The organism is Prevotella melaninogenica ATCC 25845 (assembly GCF_000144405.1).
GTDB classification, from domain to species: domain Bacteria; phylum Bacteroidota; class Bacteroidia; order Bacteroidales; family Bacteroidaceae; genus Prevotella; species Prevotella melaninogenica.
Genome location: NC_014370.1, coordinates 853923 through 876038 on the forward strand (window position 1 = coordinate 853923; position 22116 = coordinate 876038).

Below are 22116 nucleotides of genomic sequence, written 5' to 3' on the forward strand. Positions count from 1 at the left end.
TACTAAAGATGTCTTTGTATGTGCATTTCTTGGGTTATAATTCATATAAATGGATAAAAAATAGTAAGTTTGCACGAAAAAATATACTATGATATTAATTGCTGATAGTGGAGGATCAAAGACAGACTGGGCATTGATTAGTTTGCCTACAGATACAAGTAAGTATGTTCTGAAAGTTCGTACACAAGGGATAAATCCTTTTCATCAGTCGAAGGATGTTATTTTGAAGGTGTTAGAGCAGGAGCTAAAGCCTGCGCTATGCAAGGCTACAGAGCAAAATGATAGCTTTTTACTAAAGAAAGATATAACAGAATGTGTTTCACAGATAGCTTTTTATGGAGCAGGCTGTACGAAGAATCTTTCTTCAGTTGTGAGTGAAGCACTTATGGTTTCATTCCCTTCAGCTTCGATAAAGGTGGAGAGTGACTTGTTAGGGGCTGCACATGCTGTCTGTGGATACGAGGCGGGTATTGCTTGTATTTTAGGTACTGGTGCCAATAGCTGTCAGTATGATGGTGAGAATATTGTGGCAAATGTTCCGCCTTTAGGTTATATTTTAGGAGATGAAGGTAGTGGAGCAGTACTTGGCAAGTTGCTACTCAATGGTATTTTTAAGGGTGATTTATCTACAGAGATACGCGATTTATATTTAGAGTGGAGTGGTTTAACCTATCCAGAAATCATAGATAAAGTTTATCGTCAACCGCTTGCGAATCGCTACTTAGGAGGTATTTCTAAGTTTATTAAAGAGAACTTACAATATGCTGAATTAGAATCTTTAGTAAAATGTAACTTCGATAATTTCTTTAAGAAAAATATCTTGAAGTATGCAACAACCTCAGTTCGTACAATTTCTGCTGTTGGCGGTATTGCGGCTGCTTTTGAAGAACAGTTAAGAATGAGTGCCAGTACTTTTAATTTTAAAGTTGGTAAGGTGATAGCTTCACCAATAGATGGATTGATAGAATACTATTCTTAATTTGTTTTCTTTCATGTAAGCTGTCGATAAGATATTTTCATGGACAACTTCATTAGTAACCTAATTGTCGTAGGAAGTAAACATGTCGTATTTGATAGACTTCGTATTATCGTCTTGTAAATCTGCCAATACATCGTTTGTAAAGTGGAGTTTGCAAAAAGTGGTATGTTTTTCTGCTTAATTTGCACACGTTCTCAAATATTTTTGTATCTTTGCACACGTTTTGAAACATGTTTTCTTAGAGCAAGATTGAACAATTAAATTATAGCTATATAAAGTTTATGTATTTCACACTTTTTGTTACCGTTTTGATAACGGCCGCATTCTTGGTAGTAGCAGCTTATGCTATTGCTAAATGGATTGGTCCGCGTTCATATAATCCGGCGAAGGGTGAGCCTTATGAGTGTGGTATCCCGACTTACGGAACCTCTTGGTTGCCAGTGCATATCGGTTACTACCTCTTTGCCATTCTTTTCTTGATGTTTGACGTGGAAACCGTATTCCTTTACCCTTGGGCTGTTGTTGTAAAAACATTTGGACCTCTCGCACTTGCTACGATTGGTTTCTTTATGTTGGTATTAGTATTTGGTCTTGCGTATGCTTGGCGGAAAGGAGCACTTGAATGGAAATAAGAAAGCCAAAAATCAAGTCTCTTCCATACGATGAATGGAAAGACAATGACACGCTTAGCAAAATGGCAAGCGAATTGAACGATGGTGGAACAAACCTCGTTCTCGGTAACTTGGATCAACTTATCAATTGGGGACGTAGTAACTCTCTCTGGTCACTTACCTTTGCAACATCATGTTGTGGTATTGAGTTTATGTCTGTTGGATGTGCGCGTTATGACTTCTCACGTTTCGGTTTTGAGGTAACACGTAACTCTCCACGTCAGGCTGACTTGATAATGTGTGCTGGTACTATCACAAACAAGATGGCTCCAGCTTTAAAGCGTTTGTATGACCAGATGGCTGAGCCTAAGTATGTAATTGCTGTTGGTGGTTGTGCTATCTCTGGTGGTCCATTCAAGGATAGTTATCATGTGATGCGTGGTATCGATGAGATTATCCCTGTGGATGTTTATATTCCAGGTTGCCCTCCACGTCCAGAGGCTATTATCTATGGTATGATGCAGCTTCAACGTAAGGTGAAGGTTGAGAAATTCTTTGGTGGCGTAAACCACAAGCAGACTGCTGAGGAGCGTGAGTTGGGTAAAAGTAATGCCGAGCTTATCTTTAGTGAGAAGTTGGGTATTACCCCTGAAGAGATTAAGGAAAAGCGTGAAGCAGCTTGGAATGATGCTAAAAATCCTGCTCCAAAACCTGCACGTCCTGTTGTTAAGCCTGCAGCTGTGAAGCCTGCTGAAGCTCCTGCTAAACCTGCAGAAGCTGCTACTTCTTCTGAGCCTGTTGCTCCAAAGAAAGATACGATTGTCGTTAACCAGCCAGTGACACAAGAAGATGTTGAGAAGTTGGGCAAGGAAATCGATCAGATTGATGCAGCAAGTAAGGCTGCAGATGAGACAGCTACTAACAATTAATATATAAGGTACGCGAGAATGAAATTAGAAAATAAAGAATTCGGTTTTGATAGCTTTGCTTCAGAAATGGCAAAGCTGAAGAATGAGAAGCATTTCGATTACCTTGTAACTGTTGTCGGCGAAGACTTTGGTGCAGAGGAAGGTCTTGGATGTATCTATATTCTTGAGAATACAAATACACACGAGCGTTGTTCTGTAAAGCAGCTTGCAAAGAAGGTAGGAGAGGAGCATGTGATTCCTTCTGTCTACAATATTTGGGCTGATGCTGACTTGTTAGAGCGCGAGGTCTATGACTTCTATGGTGTTAAGTTCCTTGGTCACCCTGATATGCGTCGCCTCTACTTGAGAAACGACTTTAAGGGTTATCCACTCCGTAAGGATTATGACATGGATCCTGCTAAGAACATGTATACTACGGAGGATGATGTAGAACTTGATACAACTACAGAGTGGAATCTTAATAAGAATGGTGAACTCGTTGGTACACAGCATCCGCTGTTTACTGATGATAACTTCGTTGTGAATATTGGTCCTCAGCACCCTTCTACTCACGGTGTGCTTCGTCTGCAGACGGTGTTGGATGGTGAGACTGTAACCAAGATTTATCCACACTTGGGTTATATTCATCGCGGTATCGAGAAACTTTGTGAACAGTTCACATATCCTCAGACCTTGGCATTGACTGACCGTATGAACTATCTGTCAGCGATGATGCATCGTCATGCACTTGTTGGTGTTATCGAGGAGGGTATGGGTATTGAATTGTCAGAGCGTATTCTCTACATCCGTACAATTATGGATGAGTTGCAGCGTATTGATAATCACCTCCTTTATACATCTTGTTGTGCTCAGGACTTAGGTGCACTCACAGCCTTCCTTTATGGTATGCGTGATCGTGAGCATGTCTTGAACGTGATGGAGGAGACAACGGGTGGTCGTCTGATTCAGAACTATTATAGAATAGGTGGTTTGCAGGCTGATATTGATCCGAACTTCGTTTCAAATGTTAAGGAGCTCTGCAAGTACCTACGTCCAATGGTTCAAGAGTATCTTGATGTCTTTGGTGATAATGTCATTACCCATGAGCGTTTCCGTAATGTCGGTGTTATGGATGAGCAGGATTGTATCAGCTATGGTGTTACTGGTCCTGCTGGTAGAGCAAGTGGTTGGAAGAATGATGTTCGTAAGAACCATCCATATGCTATGTATGATAAGGTTAACTTTGAGCAGATTACTTTGACTCATGGCGATTCTATGGATCGTTACTATTGTCATATTCAGGAGATTTATCAGAGTCTCAATATTATTGAGCAGTTGATTGACAATATCCCTGAGGGTGAGTTCTATATTAAGCAGAAGCCAATCATCAAGGTTCCTGAAGGGCAGTGGTACTTCGCTGTTGAGGGTGCAAGTGGTGAGTTTGGTGCTTATCTGGATTCACGTGGTGACAAGACTGCATATCGTTTGAAGTTCCGTCCTATGGGTCTGACACTTGTTGGTGCTATGGATAAGATGCTACGTGGTCAGAAGATTGCCGACTTGGTGACTACTGGTGCTGCGCTTGACTTCGTTATTCCAGATATTGACCGCTAACAAGGTTATCATTAAAGTAATCAATTAAGAATTAAAATCATACTATGTTCGATTTTAGAATAGTAACAACATGGTTCGATGAATTGCTTCGCGTCACTTGTGGCTTGAGTAATTTCTGGACCGTTCTGATTGAGTGCGTTGCGGTGGGACTGGCAATACTTCTTGCTTATGCTTTGCTTGCAATTGTGCTTATCTTTATGGAGCGTAAGGTCTGCGCCTACTTCCAGTGCCGTATTGGTCCTGTCAGAGTAGGATGGTGGGGTACCTTACAGGTCTTTGCTGACGTATTGAAGATGTTGATTAAGGAAATCTTTGCTGTTGATAAGGCAGATAAACTGCTTTATTACTTGGCTCCATTCCTTGTAATTATTGCATCTGTCGGTACATTCTCTTTCCTTCCTTGGAATAAGGGAGCTCATATCCTTGATTTCAATGTCGGTATTTTCCTTGTAACAGCCATTAGCTCTATTGGTGTTATTGGTGTGTTTATCGCAGGATGGGGTAGTAACAACAAGTATTCTGTTCTTTCTGCTATGCGTGGTGCAGTACAGATGATTTCATACGAGTTGTCATTAGGTATCTGTTTGATTTCAGCAGTTATTCTGACTGGTACTATGCAGATCTCAGGTATTGTTGAAGCACAGACAGGTCCTTTGCAGTGGTTGATCGTACAGGGACATGTTCCTGCTACTTTGGCTTTCCTCGTATTCTGTGTAGCAGGTAATGCAGAGGCTAACCGTGGTCCATTTGACTTGGCAGAAGCTGAGAGTGAGTTGACTGCAGGTTACCATACAGAGTATAGTGGTATGGGATTTGGTTTTTATTACTTGGCAGAGTACCTTAATCTATTTGTTGTAGCAGGTATTGCAACTACTGTATTCTTAGGTGGTTGGGCTCCTTTGAACATTGGATTAGATGGCTTTGATGCTATTATGAATTATATTCCAGGCCTTGTTTGGTTCCTTGGTAAGACATTCGCAGTAGTATTCTTGCTGATGTGGATTAAGTGGACATTCCCACGTCTCCGTATCGATCAGATTCTGAAATTAGAGTGGAAGTATCTTATGCCACTATCATTGGTTATCCTTGTGTTGATGACGGTGTGTGTTGCATTCGGTTGGACTATTCACTATTAATGGTTAAAGAGAATGGAAGATAAAAAACAATCATATTTTGGTGAGGTCGGGAGCGCACTCAAGACACTTGCTACGGGTATGAAGGTGACCATGAAGGAATACTTCACACCAAAATCTACCGAGCAGTATCCTGAGAATCGCAAGACAACCCTTCACGTAGCCAAGCGTCACCGTGGCCGTTTGGTCTTCAAGCGTGACGAAGAAAAGAATCACAAGTGTACTGCTTGTACAATGTGTGAGAAGGCTTGTCCTAATGGTACTATCAAGATTCTTTCTGAGATGGTTACCAACGAAGAGACAGGTAAAAAGAAGAAGCAGCTCGTTGATTATGAGTATGACTTAGGTGATTGCATGTTTTGTGAGTTGTGTGTTAATGCCTGCAACTTCGATGCAATTGAGTTTACGAATGATTTCGAGAATGCTGTCTTCAACCGTTCTAAGTTAATCCTTCACCTTGATAAGGAGGTATATGAAGGAGGTTCACTACCAGGTCTTATCGACGGTGGTGCAGACTGGAAGGTAGGTACATTCAATACTAAAAAGAAATAAAGGTTTAGAGATATGGCAAGATTAATTATGTTTGCGGTTCTCGCCGTTATTATACTGGCTTCAGCCGTATTCTGCGTGTCGACGAAGCGTATCATGCGAGCTGTGACAGCATTGCTGTTTGTGCTCTTTGGCGTTGCAGGTCTCTATTTCCTGCTCGATTACACATTCCTTGGTGCTGCCCAAATCAGTATCTATGCTGGTGGTATCACAATGATGTACATTTTTGCTATTCAGTTAGTAAGTAAGCGTACATTGCAAGGTCTTTCTGAGCGTTGGTTAGGAAAGCGTACTTTCCTTGCAGCCTTCATTGCTTTAGTTGGTTTTGGTACAGTAATCCTTGTTCTGTTAAAGAATGAAGTTTTGCGTCACACTGTAGTGAACGGTGATTCTTTATCAAATGAGGTTACAATGGAAACCATCGGTCGTAATTTGATGACAGCCAATAAGTATGGTTATGTTCTCCCATTCGAGTTCATCTCTGTATTCCTCTTGGCTTGTATCATTGGTGGCTTGGTTATATTGAATAACAAAAAGAAGGAGGAAAGCAAATGATACCAGTAGGATATTTCTTTGTCCTTAGTGGACTATTGTTCTTTATTGGAGTATTTGGTTTCGTAACCCGTCGCAACCTTGTTGCAATGCTTATCTCCGTAGAGTTAGTTCTCAATAGCGTTGATATCAACTTTGCTGCATTCAACCGTCTACTTTTCCCTGATGGATATGAGGGTATGTTCTTTACACTCTTCTCTATCGGTGTAAGTGCTGCTGAATCAGCTGTTGCACTCGCTATTATCATCAATGTTTACCGTCATTTCCACAGCGATCAGGTGAACAGTATTGAAAATATGAAATTATAAAGAGAAACAAATATGTTTGATTACGCATTTTTGATACTTCTTCTCCCGTTCCTAAGCGCTGTTGTGCTTGGCTTGTTCGGTATGAAGATGCCTCGCAAGGTCGCTGGTATTATCGGCACTTGTATGTTGGGAACATTATTTGTACTTAGCCTCTACACTGCTTACCATTATTTCTTTTATACTGGTGAGTATACAGCAATGGGCGAGACCTTCAATGTAACTGATGGTCGTTTGGCTAATGGTACATACCCAACTGTTACAGTCTTCAACATTACATGGTTGAAGTTTACTGAACTTTTGACTTTCAACATTGGTTTCCGTCTTTCTCCAATCAGTGTGATGATGTTAATCGTCATTACTACTGTCAGCTTGATGGTTCACATCTATTCATTCGGTTATATGGCTGAACGTGATGAGAATTATAAGTTTGAGGAGTATGAGCACGGCTTCCAGCGTTTCTATGCCTACCTATCACTCTTTACGATGTCAATGCTTGGTCTTGTAGTGGCAACTAATATTTTCCAGATGTATCTCTTCTGGGAGTTGGTAGGTGTATGTTCATATCTGTTGATTGGATTTTATTATCCAAAGCATACTGCAGTACATGCCAGCAAGAAGGCTTTTATTGTCACACGTTTTGCTGACTTGTTCTTCTTGATTGGTATCTTGTTCTTCAGTTTCTATGTTGGCACATTCAACTATGATCTTAATGTTAATCCAGGTCTTGTTGAGACACTGAATGGCTTGGCTAAGAACCCACATTTGACTTGGGTACTCCCAACAGCTCTCTTCTTGATGTTCATTGGTGGTGCTGGTAAGTCAGCAATGTTCCCATTGCATATCTGGTTGCCAGATGCTATGGAGGGTCCAACGCCTGTATCTGCTTTGATTCACGCAGCTACGATGGTTGTTGCTGGTGTTTTCCAAGTTGCATCATTGTTGCCTATCTATGTACAGTTCGGTGCACAGGAGCAACTCCATTGGATTGCTTGGATTGCAGCATTTACAGCCTTCTATGCAGCAGCAGTAGCTTGTGCTCAGCGTGATATTAAGCGTGGTTTGGCATTCTCTACTATCTCACAGATTGCTTACATGCTTGTTGCGCTTGGTGTTTGCTTCTATGAGAAGGAGCACGGTTCATTCTATAGTGCAGAATATCTCCACCATGGTGGTCTCGGCTATATGGCAGCAATGTTTCACCTCTTCACTCATGCAATGTTCAAGGCTCTGCTCTTCCTTTGCTCTGGTGCTATTATTGTTATCATTGGTAGCAACTTCAAGGAGTATATGGGTGGATTACACAAATACATGCCTATTACAAACATTTGTTTCTTGATTGGATGTTTAGCAATTGCAGGTATTCCTCCATTTGCAGGTTTCTTCTCAAAGGATGAGATTATCTCAGCATGTAATGCATTGCCGGGTGTAGAAGGACAGGCTTTGAAGTGGATTATGACACTCGTAGCTGGTATGACAGCATTCTATATGTTCCGTCTCTACTACGTAATCTTCTGGGGTGAGTCTTACTACGAGCAGGACCCAGAGAACCGTCGTCGTCCACAGGAAGTACCTTTCGTAATGTGGGGTCCATTGGTATTCCTCGCAATTATCTCTATCACTGCAGGTTGGATTCCATTTGGCCACTTTGTGAGTGCCAATGGTCTCAGCTATGATATCCATATTGACAGGAGTATCGCTACAACCAGTATCATTGCCGCACTTATCGGTTTCGCTCTTGCAACTTGGATGTATGCTGGTAAGAAGCAACCTGTTGCTGATGCTTTGCAGCGTACCTTTCCACGTTTGCACAAGGCTGCCCTCAACAGATTCTATATTGATAATGCATGGCAGTTCTTTACACACAAGATCGTATTCCGTTGCTTCTCTATTCCTATCGCATGGTTCGACCGCCACGTTATCGATGGTACGTTTAACTTCATGGCTTGGGGTACACAGGAGGCTGGTGAGTCTATCCGTTCATGGCAGAGTGGCGATGTTCGTCAGTATGCCGTATGGTTCATCACTGGTACTGTAGCATTAACATTAGTATTACTTTGCTTGATTTAAAGAAATGAGTTGGATATTAACTGTATTTGTAATTATCCCCGTCCTGATGCTTTTCGCCCTTTGGGTAGCGAAGAATGATAATCAGGTACGCGGTGTGATGGTAGCCGGCTCTACGGCACTTTTGATAGGTGCAATCTGGCTGACTGTTTATTTCGTTCAGCAGCGCAACGCAGGTAATCATGATGCGATGCTGTTGACAAACTCCGTAATGTGGTTTAAGCCTCTAAATATTGCCTTCTCGGTAGGTGTAGATGGTATCTCTGTCGTAATGATTCTGCTTTCTGCAATCATTGTTTTCACAGGTACTTTTGCCAGCTGGCAGCTTGAACCAATGAAGAAAGAATACTTCCTTTGGTTTGTACTCTTGTCTTCAGGTGTATTTGGCTTCTTTATCTCTACGGATATGTTCACCATGTTCATGTTCTATGAGGTTGCGCTGATTCCAATGTACCTCCTCATCGGTGTATGGGGTACTGGTCCTAAGGAGTATTCAGCAATGAAGCTTACCTTGATGTTGATGGGTGGTTCTGCTCTCTTGGTACTCGGTATCCTTGGTATCTACTACTTTAGTGGTGCTACCACAATGGATGTAATGGAGTTAGCACGTATGCATGCTATGCCTAAGAACATTCAGAACATCTTCTTTCCATTGGTGTTTATTGGTTTTGGTGTACTTGGTGCATTGTTCCCATTCCACACATGGTCTCCTGACGGTCACGCTTCAGCGCCTACAGCTGTATCAATGCTCCACGCTGGTGTTTTGATGAAGCTCGGTGGCTACGGTTGTTTGCGTATTGCAATGTTCCTTATGCCTGATGCATTGGAGATGTGGGCACCAGTATTCCTTGTGTTGACAACAATCTCTGTAGTATATGGTGCACTTTCTGCTTGTGTACAGACCGACTTGAAGTATATCAATGCTTATTCATCAGTTTCACACTGTGGTATGGTACTCTTCGCTTTGGTTATGACCACGCAGACAGCTATCACTGGTGCTATTCTCCAGATGCTTTCACACGGTTTGATGACAGCCTTGTTCTTTGCATGTATCGGTATGATTTATCACCGTGCAGGAACACGTGATGTTCGTTACCTTGGTGGTCTTATGAAGGTTATCCCATTCTTGGCTGTATCTTATGTAGTAGCAGGTCTTGCTAACCTTGGTTTGCCAGGCTTCTCAGGCTTCGTTGCTGAGATGACAATCTTCGTAGGTTCATTTGAGAATGCAGGTACATTCCATCGTGTAGCAACAATCATTGCTTGTACAGCAATTGTAATTACAGCTGTCTACATCTTACGTGTGGTAGGAAAGATTCTCTTCCAGAAAATTCCAAATAAGAAGTTCTATGAGTTACATGATGCTACATGGGACGAGCGATTCGCTATCGGCTGTCTAATCTTCTGCGTTGCAGGTTTAGGTCTCTGCCCACTCTTCTTTGAGAATATGATTATGGACGCGGTTCATCCTATTTTTGATCACATCTTCACATATATACCAAATTTGGGTAATCTTTAATAAACTGGCGAAATGTATAGTGATTTCTTTAAGATGATTCCAGAGGCAAGTCTTATTGCCATCCTGATTGTTTTGTTCGTTACTGACTTTGTAACGGCAAAGACTGAAGAACGCAAGTGGTTCAATCCGCTGGCTTCTGTACTCTTGCTTCTGAACACCTTCGTGTGTCTTTATCCTATGGGCACACAGAGTTTGTTCGGTGGTATGTATGAAACAACACCTGCTGTTGATGTGATGAAGGCAATCCTCTCTATGGGTACCTTTATTGTTGTTGTTCAGAGTCGTGTTTGGGCTGCAAAGAGTGGTAAAGAAGCTGAGTTCTATATGCTCATTGTTTCAACACTGCTTGGTATGTTCACCATGATGAGTGCAGGCAACTTCTTGATGTTCTTCCTCGGTCTTGAAATGGCATCTGTGCCTTTGGCATGTACTGTTGCCTTCGATATGTATCGCAAGAACTCTGCAGAGGGTGCAGCTAAGTTTATCTTGACAGCAACCTTCTCAAGCGGTGTAATGCTCTATGGTATCAGCTTCCTCTATGGTCAGTTTGGTACTCTCTACTTCGCTGATATCGCTACAAAGATGCAGGCAACCCCATTGGTAATCATGGGTCTTGTGTTCTTTTTCAGTGGTCTTGGCTTCAAGATTTCTCTTGTTCCATTCCACTTCTGGACAGCTGATACCTATCAAGGTGCACCAACAACTGTTACTGGTTATTTGAGCGTAATCTCAAAGGGTGCTGCAGCCTTCACATTGTTGAGTATTCTCTTCCATGTCTTTGATGGCATGATGGAGTATTGGCACGTGTTGCTGATGATTGTAGTTGTTCTTTCAATTACTATTGCCAACCTCTTTGCCGTACGTCAGAGTGAATTGAAGCGTTTCATGGCTTTCAGTTCAATCTCTCAGGCTGGTTATATTATGTTGGCAGCTATCGGTAATAATTGGGCAAATTCAGTTGCTGCACTTAGTTACTACGTTTTGATTTATGTTGTTGCTAACATGGCAGTCTTCACAATTATCTCTGTTGTAGAACAGAATAATGGCGGTAAGACCAATATTGATGATTACAATGGTTTCTATCAAACCAACCCACGTCTGAGCTTCTTGATGACCTTAGCGATGTTCTCACTCGGTGGTATTCCTCCGTTTGCAGGTATGTTCTCTAAGTTCTTCATCTTCATGTCAGGCGTTAATGGTGCTGACATCAATACTACAATGGGAGCATGGGCTTACGGAGTTGTATTCATAGCATTGCTCAACACTGTTATTTCACTCTACTACTATCTTAAGATTGTAAAGGCTATGTATATTGTTCGTACAGACAATCCATTGCCAACCTTCAAGAGTGACTGTAACACTAAGTTCGCTTTGGCTGTTTGCATGGCAGGAATTCTCCTCTTTGGTGTATGCAGCTTTGTATATGAGTGGATTGCGGCAGCAGTTTAATAACCGCTGATTATTGAACAAGTAATATGAATCGCCCAAAGATTTCGGTAAATCTCTGGGCGATTTTCTTTTGTGATGAACCCTAACAAAAACAAATAGCAGGAGAATAAAAGCGAAACAGGAAAGCCAGTATACCTTCACTACGTGTCTAAGTATGGACAATACCAGGTAATATTAACGACTACGAAGTACGCCAATTTTTCTTTTTTATTATTATGTTCATTGGAAAAATATTTACATATACAATCGTATTACAGGTGTAGAAAGTCTGGAAAAGCGGAGTTTCTGATGGTCTTGTAACTATCAAGTAATTAAAAGGTTACAGAGTTGTGAAAGAAGAGGTGCTTAATCGGACTTCAATTAAGCCTTAGTTCGCCTTCAATTAGGCACCTATTGAACGTTAATTGGTGCTTGATTTGAACACAATAGAGGCTCACATAGTTTTTTAGATTTGAATTTATCTTTACAAGTAGTATTCCTACAACTCATTTTACTCAGATAAGCATAGAATAGTTAAATGAAAAAAGAGCACAGTAGGATTGGAAAATCTGCTGTGCTCTTTGTCTTTTTTAGATATTCTTTATGAATTCTATCACATCTTGTATGGCTTTTTGCTTCCAAAGAATATAAGCAAAACCGCCAACTGATATAATAGAGAGGGTAATGTTGATAAGACGAGATTTGAAATCCATTTCTTTCCAGTTCTTAAATAACCCCCACACGCTCTTGACAGTTATATAAACTAAAACGGCACAAAGTGCAAATGCTAATATTATCATATTATTTCTTAGTTCTTTTACTGTTTTCTTTTCGTTACTGCTTGCTGCTTTTCTAATTCACGCAATTTTTCTTCAATCATATTCTTCTCCATACGTTTTTGCATTTCGGGAGAAGCATAAAAAGAACAGTCTGTATTACTGTGCCTGTAAATACACCATCCAAATTCTGCTACAGCTATTCCTACACCGACTGGACCTAAAGCTCTCTTAGCAACAGTCGTAAAAATTTTTTTAATAATAACTTTTGACCACTTGGCTTTTGCAAATGCAACTGCATTTGTAAATATGTCTGCTCCTATGGCTTCTAAAGTACAGTCAAAAATAATCTTTAGATTACTTTGTTTAGCAAAATTGTCTTTGGCATAACATGGTGTTGCTAAGAAATTAAATGTTTGTCTTTCATTCTTTGAAACTTTTAACTCTGCACATTGAATGTCTTGACTACCTAAAATCATTGCAACAAGAATAACATCCTCGTCGCTTGCTCCTGTCTCTGCTATTATTTGATTAAGCTCTTCTTCTGTTATATCTTGCTCCAGCAAGTATCCCCTACTTACGCCCAACATAGGATTTAAAACATTTTTGATTTCTACAGTTGAAACAATAATATCATTTTCTCCACTTTGCATGTTTGGTACTATGGAAAAATCTGCAGCAGTTATTCTATGAAAATCTGATACATCCTGTACCGTTCGTACGTATTTAAGTAATTTTTTCTGTATCTCTGTTGCATCTTCAGGGAAATCAGCATGTAATGTTACATAATTACTCGTATTAATGGAGTCTTTGGCATTGCTTGCTCTGGTTTTTCCTGTTGGAATGAGTTGAGTTGATGCAATGGCAGGGACATTGAGAGTCAGTGCCTTAAAAAAGTTTCTGGTTTCGTCCTTTACTACTTCACCTCCTTGGTTTGATTCGATGTTTGTACATCCTATTAAAGCTATCACTAAAATGATACAGTATAGAATCATTTTGTTTGTTTGTTTGTTTGTCCATTTGTTTCATTTTCTTTGGTTTTTAGTTGATTAAATTATGAGATAATCGATTATCTGCTGCAAAGATAAATAAAAATAACATTCATGTCAAGTGTATTGATAATAAATTTGCTATCTTTATCAAATCTATACTATGAAGAAAGTTAAGTGTCGATTTTTGTTCTATTTTCATATTGTATTAGTACTATAAATTTGATAATAGGTTTTGCTTTTATAGACATTGTGTTTACAACTCATAGTATCACCATATAATAAGGTATAAAGCTGAGATTTTTAGGAATAAGAATATCTGTTAAAACATAAAGACAGACTCTACAAAATCAGAGAGTCTGCCTTTATCTATATCGGAAAATAGTGTAATTCTATTAGAATGGTAAGTCATCTGTAGAATTTTCCTCTGGCTGTGCAGGAGGGAATGGGGTAGCCTGTGGGGCAGCAGGAGCTGGCTGAGGAGTGACTGGAGCTGCAGCAACAGGCGCACCAGCCATAGCAGCTGTAGCGTCTACACGCTGAACGTTCCATGCACGAATATTGTTAAACCAACGGCCGTTGTACTCGTGTGCATCAATGTCAAAACTTACATTGAGCTCATCACCAGCCTTAATAGCGAACTGCTCAATTCTATCAGCACCAAAAACATTGAAAACCATCTTCTTTGGGTACTGGTCGTGTGTCTCAATCACATACTCTTGTGACTTCCATGGGCCTCGAGCTGAAGTTCCTTCACGTGCAGGAAGGACAGCAATTACTTTTCCTTGTAAATCCATTTATCTTACTTGTTTTGGTTATTTTAATACTTTATTCTGTTTGCGAAATTACTAAAATAGTTCTAAAAAGCGAAACTTTTATACTTAATTTTTGTTTTTCACGTCCCTTTTTTGTATTTTTGTACGATGAAGTTGAAAGATGGTAATGGACTTGTTTCAGCCGTCTGGATATATAATAAGTGTAACAGAATATTAACTAAAATAAGATACTAATGAGATTTAACCTTTCAAGCACTGCATTGAGCAGCCGGTTGTTGACTCTCTCTCGAGTAATTAATAGTAAGAATTCTCTTCCTATCTTGGATTGCTTCTTGTTTGAAGTTCATGATGGTCAACTTATAATTACTGCTTCAGATAGTGAGAATGTCATGCGCGGAACATTGAATCTTGAGAGTTGTGAAGGCGAGGGCAATTTTGCAGTGAACAATCATACAATTCTTGATGCTGTGAAAGAACTCCCAGAGCAACCATTGACATTGGATGTTAATCTGGATGAAATGAAGATTTATGTTACCTATCAGAATGGTTCTTATAACTTCCCGATTCTTGGTGCAGATGAGTATCCAAAGGCGCAGTCTGTATCAGATAATGCAACGACAATTACGCTTCAAGCTGAGAAGTTATCAGATAGTCTGACACGTTCACTCTTTGCAACAGCACAGGACGAGCTCCGCCCAGTGATGAATGGTGTTTATTTCGATTTGAAGGAAGATGGGTTGGCAATAGTTGCCAGCGATGGTCATAAGCTTGTAAGAAACAAGATCTTCTCTATTAAGAGTGATTCTCCTGCATCATTTGTCCTTCCTAAGAAGCCAGCTTCGTTGTTGAAGAATGTTCTTTCAAAGGATGGTGGCGATGTTATCATTCGTTTCGATGAGCGTTCTGCAGAGATTTCTTTTGCTGAAGGCAACCTCGCATGTCGTTTGATTGAAGGTAAATATCCTAATTATAACAGTGTAATCCCACAGGATAATCCTAATCAGGTTACGATTGATCGTAAGTCATTGATTGGTGCTTTGCGTCGTGTATTACCTTTTGCAAGTGATTCTTCACAGTTGATTCGTTTCCATGTATCAGTAGGTTTGTTAGAGTTGAATGCAGAAGATATCGATTTTGCAACAAGTGCTAAGGAGAGTGTTACTTGTGAGTATGGTGGCAATCCTATGAGCATTGGCTTCAAGGGCTCAAGCATGCTTGACATATTGAACAACCTTGAGAGTGATGATGTTGTCATTCAGTTGGCTGATCCATCACGTGCTGGTGTAATCGTGCCAGGTACTCAGCCAGAGAATGAGGATATTCTCATGCTGATTATGCCGATGTTGTTGAACGATTAAGAAACAAGTGAGATAGATTTTATCGGGAGGATGGCTGTGTATCTTCTATATAGCCATTCTCCTTTATGATTATATATAGGGTTATACACAGACGTATGAAACTGAATTTGACAAAGCCTTTGATAGTTTTCGACTTAGAAACGACAGGGCTTGACCTTGTAAACGACCGTATTATCCAGATTTCTTTTATCAAGGTTCATCCTGATGGAAAGGAAGAAAGAGAAAATATATTTATTAATCCTGAAAAGCCAATACCTGCAGAAGTAACGCTATTGACCGGTATTTCTGATGCTGATGTGGCTGATGCGCCAACCTTCAAGCAGAAGGCTAAGGATTTATCAGATAAGTTTGCTGGTTGTGACTTTGCTGGATATAATTCTAATCGTTTTGATGTGCCAATGTTGGCAGAAGAGTTTCTGCGTGCAGGTGTTGACTTTGATTTCTCAAAGTGTCGTCTGATTGATGCACAGAATATCTATCATAAGATGGAGCGTCGTAATCTTGCTGCTGCCTATAAGTTCTACTGTGGTAGGAAGATGGAGGACGACTTTGAAGCACATAAGGCGGATCAGGATACTGAAGCTACATGGTGTGTGCTACAGGGTGAACTTGATATGTATGCTCCCGGCAATCAGGAAGAAGAGGATCGTGTGTTGAATAACGACATGGATGAACTTGCAGAGTTCTCTCGTATGAATGACTTTGTAGACTTCGCTGGTCGTATAATATGGTGTGACATGACTGATAAGGATGGTAACCAATTGTTGGATGCTACAGGAAAGCCACGCCGTCATGAAGTATTCAACTTTGGTAAGTATAAAGGTTGGGATGTAGCAGAGGTTCTGCGTAAAGATCCAGGTTATTACAGTTGGATGCTTGCAAGTGATTTTACTTATAATACAAAGCAGGTCTTGACACGTATTCGCCTGAGAGAGTTTAATAATAAGTAAGGTAATGCTGAAAGGAAAGAAAATAGTTTTAGGTATAACAGGCTCTATTGCAGCATATAAGAGTTGTCTTATTATTCGTGAGCTGATAAAGAGTGGGGCAGAAGTGCAGGTGGTTATTACGCCTGCTGGTAAGGAGTTTATTACTCCTATAACACTGTCCGCATTAACACATAAACCAGTTGTAAGTGAGTTTTTCTCACAGAAGGATGGTACGTGGAACTCTCATGTAGACCTTGGACTATGGGCGGATGCAATGGTTATTGCTCCTTGTACAGCTGCTACGTTGGGTAAGATGGCAAATGGAGTAGCTGACAATATGCTTATTACTACTTATCTTTCAATGAAAGCACCTGTCTTCATTGCGCCTGCAATGGACTTAGATATGTATAAGCACCCATCAACGCAGAAGAATATTGAGACGTTACGTAGCTTCGGGAATCATATTATTGAGCCAGGTAGTGGTTTTCTTGCCAGTGGTCTTGAAGGGAAAGGAAGAATGGAAGAACCAGAGAATATTGTTAAGGCTTTGGCGGATTTCTTCTCTACTTCATCGGAGTCGCCATCTTATACAGAAGATTTAAAAGATAAAAAGATTCTTATAACAGCTGGTCCTACATACGAAAAGATTGACCCAGTACGTTTTATAGGAAACTATTCATCTGGTAAAATGGGGTTTGCTTTGGCAGAAGAGTGCAGTCGACGTGGTGCAAAGGTTGTGCTTGTTGCTGGTCCAGTGAGCCTTACTTGTACAGAAAGTATTCAGAGAGTCGATGTTGAAAGCTGTAAGGAGATGTATGAAGCTGCAGTAGGGGAGTTCCCTAATTGTGATGCAGCAATACTGTGTGCAGCTGTTGCAGACTTCCGTCCAGAGACGATTGCTGAGCAAAAGATTAAGCGAGTGGGTGATGAACTACTCTTAAAACTGAAGCCAACACTGGATATTGCTGCAACTATCGGCAGTATGAAAGGAGAAGGACAACGCATCGTTGCTTTTGCATTAGAAACAAATGAAGAAGAAAGCAATGCCCAAAGAAAGTTGGAAAAGAAAAATGCTGACTTCATTGTTTTGAACTCAACGAGAATTCCTGGTACGACTTTCCAAGCAGATGATAACCAAATAACGATTATCAACAAAGAAGGTAAGAAGAGTTATGCTAAGAAACCAAAGACAGAAGTGGCTCGTGATATTATTGACGAGCTTGTTTCTATTCTCTAATGGAGAATTATCTGCGCAAGAGCTAAATGCAAAGGTAACCGTGAATCATAATCAGATTCAGGGTACAGATGCTTCTGTCTTTGAGAATTTACAACAGACTTTAGAACAGTTTATTAACACACGCCAATGGACTCATTATCAGTTTCAAAGGAATGAACGTATAAACTGTAACTTTAATATTACAGTTAGCAAGTATGACCTAGGTAGCAACCTCTTTACTTGTTCTGCTTTGATTCAAGCAAACCGCCCTGTTTATAATGCTGCTTATAGTTCCACCCTCTATAATAATCAAGATGGTGACTTTAACTTCACCTTTGCTCAATTTGATCAGATTGAGTTTAATGAGGAGAATATAGATAATCAACTGACGGCTCTGATAGCTTATTATGCTTATCTTATCATAGGTTTAGATTTAGACTCTTTCTCTCCTATGGGTGGTGAAGATATCCTACAACGCTGCATGGTTTTGACAAATAATGCACAGAATCTTAACTTTACGGGATGGAAAGCTTTTGATAATTCACGCAACCGCTTTGCTATTATCAACGATTATCTTGATGGTGCGATGAAACCTTTCCGCCAATTGCAGTACGACTATTACCGAACAGGTTTGGATGAAATGGCTAATAATGCCGAACGTGGTCGTACAAATATCACGTCAGCCTTGGAGAATGGATTAAAGAAAGCACATGAGAATCGTCCAATAAGTATGTTACCACAAATCTGGACAGACTACAAGAAGGACGAGTTGGCTAATATATATAAAGGCAAAGGAACACAAAAAGAAAAAGAATTGGTCTACGATATTCTCTTTGGTATCAATGCCAGTCAGAATATTACATGGGATAAAATAAAACAATAGTAATCTCATTGTAGGACTCAGTTGTCCTCTGCCTTAACTTCAATTATTATAATTGACAAATATATGCTGAAACATCTATATATTAAAAACTACACGTTGATTGATCAATTGGATATTGCTTTTCATTCTGGTTTCTCGGTTATTACTGGTGAAACGGGAGCGGGAAAGAGTATTATCTTGGGGGCAATTGGTTTGCTGTTAGGCAATAGGGCTGATAGCAAACAGATAAAGCAAGGAGAAAAGAAATGTACGATTGAGGCACATTTTGACCTTTCTAACTATGGTTTTGAATCCTTTTTCGAAGAACAAGATATTGATTTTGAACCTGAAGATACAATTGTTCGCCGTGAACTAACGGCTACAGGAAAGTCACGTGCCTTCATTAATGATACACCTGTATCGTTACAAATGATGCGTGCATTGGGTGAACAACTTATAGATATTCATTCACAGCATCAGAATCTGCTGTTACAGAAGGATGACTTTCAGTTGAATGTTGTAGATATTATCGCACAAGATAGTAAGGAACTGGCTAATTATCGTTCGGCATATCAAGACTATAAAGAAGCTGAAAGACGTCTTTCAGATATGAAAGAGCAGATTTTCAAAGCACAGGAAAATGAAGAATTCATGCGTTTTCAGTTCAATGAGTTGGACAATGCTGGTCTAATTGAGGGCAGACAAGAAGAACTTGAGCAAGAAAGTGAAACGCTCTCTCATTCAGAAGATATCAAAACAGCTTTCTACGAGGCTGATAATCTGTTGAGTGATGATGACAACGGAGTTCTTCGAAAGCTGGGACAAAGTCTGGATAGTCTTGGAAATATAGAGAAAGTATATCCTAAAGCACAAGAACTCGTACAACGTTTGTCATCAGTACATATAGAACTGAAAGACATTGCAGGTGAGATTGGTAGTGAAGTTGAGAATATTGACTTTGACCCCTCTCGCTTAGATAGTATAAATCAACAACTTGACTTGCTGAATACACTTGAACAGAAGTATCACGTTTCCACAGAGAAAGAACTCATCGAAATCCGTGACAACATTGCTGAACAGCTAAAGAATATTGACAATAGTGATGAAGAACTGGAATTACTTGAGCAAGAAGTAAAAACAAAACTTTCTACTTGTGAAAAGCAAGCAGAGAAGTTGACTACACTTAGACGTAAGGCTGCAAAGATTGTTGAGGAACAGATGAGTAGCCGACTTATTCCATTGGGTATTTCGAATGTTAGGTTTAAGGTTGATTTGTCACCAAAGCCTTTGTCAATAGACGGTGCAGATAAGATTCAATTTCTTTTCTCTGCCAATACAAGTACGGCTATGGAACCTGTTGCACAGGTGGCTTCTGGTGGTGAGATTGCTCGTGTAATGTTATCGCTAAAGGCTATGGTAAGTGGTGCCGTGAAGTTACCAACGATTATCTTTGATGAGATTGATACGGGTGTTAGTGGTAAAATTGCTCAGAAGATGGCACTTATCATGCAAGAAATGGGTAATAATAATCGTCAAGTTATCTCTATCACACACCTTCCACAGATTGCTGCTTTGGGTACTTCACACTATAAAGTAGAGAAGGAGGAGACTGCAGAAGGGACACGCAGTCACATGCGTGAGTTGACTCAAGAGCAGCGTGTGAATGAGATAGCACAGATGCTTTCGGGTGCCGATGTTTCTGATGCAGCTTTACAGAATGCTCGAGAACTATTAGATTTAAGTAAGAAGAAATAGTAATACCTTACTAAAAATATACAATGAAAGAAATAATGAATATGAAACTGAAAACTTTAATTTTGACCATTGCCCTTATATTGGGTGTTTCTACTAACATTTCTGCTCAACCTGGTGCGATTAAGAAGGCTGCAGATGCAGCTTTTACATTGACAACCTTTAAGGCAGACGGCAGTATTTTGGCAACATCTAATGGTGTATGTATTAGTACTGATGGTGTTGCTGTAAGCCCTTGGAAGCCCTTTATAGGAGCAGATAAAGCTGTTATTATTGATGCTAAAGGACAGAAACACGAGGTGGATTGCTTGCTTGGTGCCAATGAGATTTATGATATAGTCAAGTTTCAAGTGAGCGGTAAGACTATTGCTGCTCCTTTGGCAACAACAGTTTCTGTAGGTGATGAAGCATGGATTACACCAATGCCAAAGAGTGGTAATGCTGAGAAGGCTGATGTTTCAAGTGTTGAAAAATTCATGGATAAGTATAATTATACGATTCTGAAATCTTCAGCTACTGACAAGTTGAATGGTGCTCCTGTATTTAATGTTAAAGGACAGGTTATCGGTTTGTTCAATTCTGCTGGTGAATCACAGAGCTCAACGGATGTAAACTATGCCAAGGACTTTGTTGTTAAGGGACTTTCACAGAATGATATCACTCTTCGACAGAGCAATATTCGAATAGGTTTACCGAACACATTAGAGGAGGCTGTTGTTGCATTGATGCTCTCTTCTGAGAAACCTACTAATATACACGAAGCTATTGTCAACGAATTTATTACAAAATTCCCACAAGCAAATGATGGTTATTATGCTTTAGCGAATATACAAGTTGCAAAAGGTGACTTTGCTAATGCGGATAAAACAATGCAAACAGCTATTAGTAAGGTGACTGCAAAGGATGAAGCACATTATAACTTTGCTCGTCTTATTTATCGTAATGCGCTTATTCAAGAGTTTGCTGAAAAGACAAAGTCTGTGGGATGGACATTGGATAAGGCTTTGGATGAGATAAAAAAGGCTGAAACTACTAAGGCAAACGATGCTTATCGTCACCTTCAGGCACAGATTATCTATGCGAAAGGCGATTATGCAAAAGCTTATACTGAGTTTGAAGCATTGACAAAGACTAAGTTCAATAATCCAGAACTTTACTTAGAGATGGCACAGAGTCGTCAGCATTTGGGAGCTAATGATCAGGAGATTCTCGATTTGCTTAATAAGAGTATCGAACTTTGCGACACACCATATGTTTCTACTTCTGCACCATATTTCTATACACGTGGTCAGCAATTAGAGAAGATGGGAGAATATAGAAAGGCTGTACAGGATTATTATACATATGAATATTTTAACCAAGGACGTCTTGGTGCTGCTTTCTATTATATGCGTGAACAGTGCGAGGTGAAAGGACGTATGTGGCAGCAAGCTTTGCAGGATATTCTCATTGCATCACAACTTGATTCTAAGGAAGCCTTATACCCAACAGAAGCAGGTAGCCTTTTGTTACGTCTAAACAAAGTTGATGCTGCTATCAGTGCTGCTCAACAGGCAATTCAACTTGACGCCTCTCAGCCTGATGCTCATCTTATTCTTGGTATTGCACAATGCGAAAGTAAACAGAAAGAAGAAGGTCTTAAGAATATACAAAAGGCTAAGGAACTTGGCAATACACAAGCTGATACTTTCTTGCAGAAGTATAAATAAATTTACCAGATAAGTTTATTGTCACGAAATTTGGGGGAACGGAATTTGGTAGAATCGAATTAAATCTGTACCTTTGCACCCGCA

At 40.0% G+C, this 22116-nt stretch carries 20 protein-coding genes; 17 read left to right on the forward strand and 3 right to left on the reverse strand.

The annotated features are described in order from the left end of the window. Nucleotides 1–88 precede the first annotated feature (88 nt). From HMPREF0659_RS03325 to HMPREF0659_RS03375, 11 genes are all read left to right on the forward strand, one after another. On the forward strand, nt 89–979 hold the full coding sequence (locus tag HMPREF0659_RS03325) for an ATPase (protein WP_013264374.1): 891 nt from the start codon (nt 89–91) through the stop codon (nt 977–979). A gap of 281 nt (nt 980–1260) precedes the next feature. Further along, nucleotides 1261–1611, forward strand: coding sequence for an NADH-quinone oxidoreductase subunit A (locus tag HMPREF0659_RS03330; protein ID WP_013264896.1), 351 nt, complete (start codon nt 1261–1263; stop codon nt 1609–1611). Next, nucleotides 1602–2519, forward strand: coding sequence for an NADH-quinone oxidoreductase subunit B (locus HMPREF0659_RS03335; RefSeq protein ID WP_013264238.1), 918 nt, complete (start codon nt 1602–1604; stop codon nt 2517–2519). The genes HMPREF0659_RS03330 and HMPREF0659_RS03335 overlap by 10 nt, the downstream gene beginning before the upstream one ends. A gap of 18 nt (nt 2520–2537) precedes the next feature. Beyond that, the gene (locus HMPREF0659_RS03340) at nt 2538–4112 is read left to right on the forward strand and encodes an NADH-quinone oxidoreductase subunit D-related protein (RefSeq protein WP_013264719.1); all 1575 of its coding nucleotides are present in this window, start codon (nt 2538–2540) and stop codon (nt 4110–4112) included. Nucleotides 4113–4156: 44 nt separating this feature from the next. Beyond that, nucleotides 4157–5248 carry an NADH-quinone oxidoreductase subunit NuoH gene (nuoH, locus tag HMPREF0659_RS03345; protein ID WP_013263889.1) on the forward strand — a complete coding sequence of 364 codons (1092 nt, stop codon included), beginning with the start codon at nt 4157–4159 and terminating at the stop codon, nt 5246–5248. Nucleotides 5249–5260: 12 nt separating this feature from the next. Then, complete coding sequence (locus HMPREF0659_RS03350) at nt 5261–5797, forward strand: 4Fe-4S dicluster domain-containing protein (RefSeq protein ID WP_013264214.1); 537 nt, start codon at nt 5261–5263, stop codon at nt 5795–5797. A gap of 12 nt (nt 5798–5809) precedes the next feature. Then, a complete protein-coding gene (locus HMPREF0659_RS03355) occupies nt 5810–6349 on the forward strand; it encodes an NADH-quinone oxidoreductase subunit J family protein (protein WP_013264062.1) in 540 nt (179 codons plus the stop codon). Next, complete coding sequence (gene nuoK, locus HMPREF0659_RS03360; RefSeq protein WP_004360908.1) at nt 6346–6654, forward strand: NADH-quinone oxidoreductase subunit NuoK; 309 nt, start codon at nt 6346–6348, stop codon at nt 6652–6654. Before HMPREF0659_RS03355 ends, nuoK begins: the two co-directional genes overlap by 4 nt. 12 nt (nt 6655–6666) lie before the next feature. Continuing rightward, entirely contained in the window at nt 6667–8721 is a 2055-nt protein-coding gene (locus HMPREF0659_RS03365) for an NADH-quinone oxidoreductase subunit 5 family protein (protein WP_013264943.1), read from the forward strand. 4 nt (nt 8722–8725) lie between these two features. Continuing rightward, nucleotides 8726–10237 carry a complex I subunit 4 family protein gene (locus tag HMPREF0659_RS03370; RefSeq protein WP_013264465.1) on the forward strand — a complete coding sequence of 504 codons (1512 nt, stop codon included), beginning with the start codon at nt 8726–8728 and terminating at the stop codon, nt 10235–10237. 12 nt (nt 10238–10249) lie between these two features. Then, on the forward strand, nt 10250–11686 hold the full coding sequence (locus tag HMPREF0659_RS03375) for an NADH-quinone oxidoreductase subunit N (protein ID WP_013264406.1): 1437 nt from the start codon (nt 10250–10252) through the stop codon (nt 11684–11686). Between the two features lie 569 nt (nt 11687–12255). On the opposite strand, the gene HMPREF0659_RS12965 is transcribed toward HMPREF0659_RS03375, so the two are convergent. The 3 genes from HMPREF0659_RS12965 to HMPREF0659_RS03390 form a co-directional block, all read right to left on the reverse strand. Next, the gene (locus HMPREF0659_RS12965; RefSeq protein WP_013265029.1) at nt 12256–12378 is read right to left on the reverse strand and encodes a hypothetical protein; all 123 of its coding nucleotides are present in this window, start codon (nt 12376–12378) and stop codon (nt 12256–12258) included. 104 nt (nt 12379–12482) lie between these two features. After that, nucleotides 12483–13436 (reverse strand): hypothetical protein, encoded by a 954-nt coding sequence (locus HMPREF0659_RS03385; protein WP_013264557.1) that lies wholly within the window; start codon nt 13434–13436, stop codon nt 12483–12485. Between the two features lie 389 nt (nt 13437–13825). Then, a complete protein-coding gene (locus tag HMPREF0659_RS03390) occupies nt 13826–14227 on the reverse strand; it encodes a DUF3127 domain-containing protein (RefSeq protein ID WP_013264502.1) in 402 nt (133 codons plus the stop codon). Nucleotides 14228–14439: 212 nt separating this feature from the next. Here HMPREF0659_RS03390 and dnaN point away from each other — a divergent pair, with 212 nt between their 5' ends. The 6 genes from dnaN (at nt 14440) to HMPREF0659_RS03420 (ending at nt 22032) form a co-directional block, all read left to right on the forward strand. Continuing rightward, a complete protein-coding gene (dnaN, locus tag HMPREF0659_RS03395; protein ID WP_013264888.1) occupies nt 14440–15564 on the forward strand; it encodes a DNA polymerase III subunit beta in 1125 nt (374 codons plus the stop codon). Between the two features lie 95 nt (nt 15565–15659). Then, nucleotides 15660–16514 (forward strand): 3'-5' exonuclease, encoded by an 855-nt coding sequence (locus HMPREF0659_RS03400; protein ID WP_013264770.1) that lies wholly within the window; start codon nt 15660–15662, stop codon nt 16512–16514. A 4-nt stretch (nt 16515–16518) separates the two neighbouring features. Next, nucleotides 16519–17730 (forward strand): bifunctional phosphopantothenoylcysteine decarboxylase/phosphopantothenate--cysteine ligase CoaBC, encoded by a 1212-nt coding sequence (gene coaBC / locus HMPREF0659_RS03405; RefSeq protein ID WP_013264026.1) that lies wholly within the window; start codon nt 16519–16521, stop codon nt 17728–17730. Continuing rightward, a complete protein-coding gene (gene porD / locus HMPREF0659_RS03410; protein ID WP_052299126.1) occupies nt 17666–18592 on the forward strand; it encodes a type IX secretion system protein PorD in 927 nt (308 codons plus the stop codon). Before coaBC ends, porD begins: the two co-directional genes overlap by 65 nt. Nucleotides 18593–18655: 63 nt before the next feature. Then, a complete protein-coding gene (recN, locus tag HMPREF0659_RS03415) occupies nt 18656–20326 on the forward strand; it encodes a DNA repair protein RecN (RefSeq protein ID WP_013263838.1) in 1671 nt (556 codons plus the stop codon). Between the two features lie 23 nt (nt 20327–20349). Then, entirely contained in the window at nt 20350–22032 is a 1683-nt protein-coding gene (locus HMPREF0659_RS03420; RefSeq protein ID WP_044045850.1) for a tetratricopeptide repeat protein, read from the forward strand. The last annotated feature ends 84 nt before the right edge of the window (nt 22033–22116 follow it).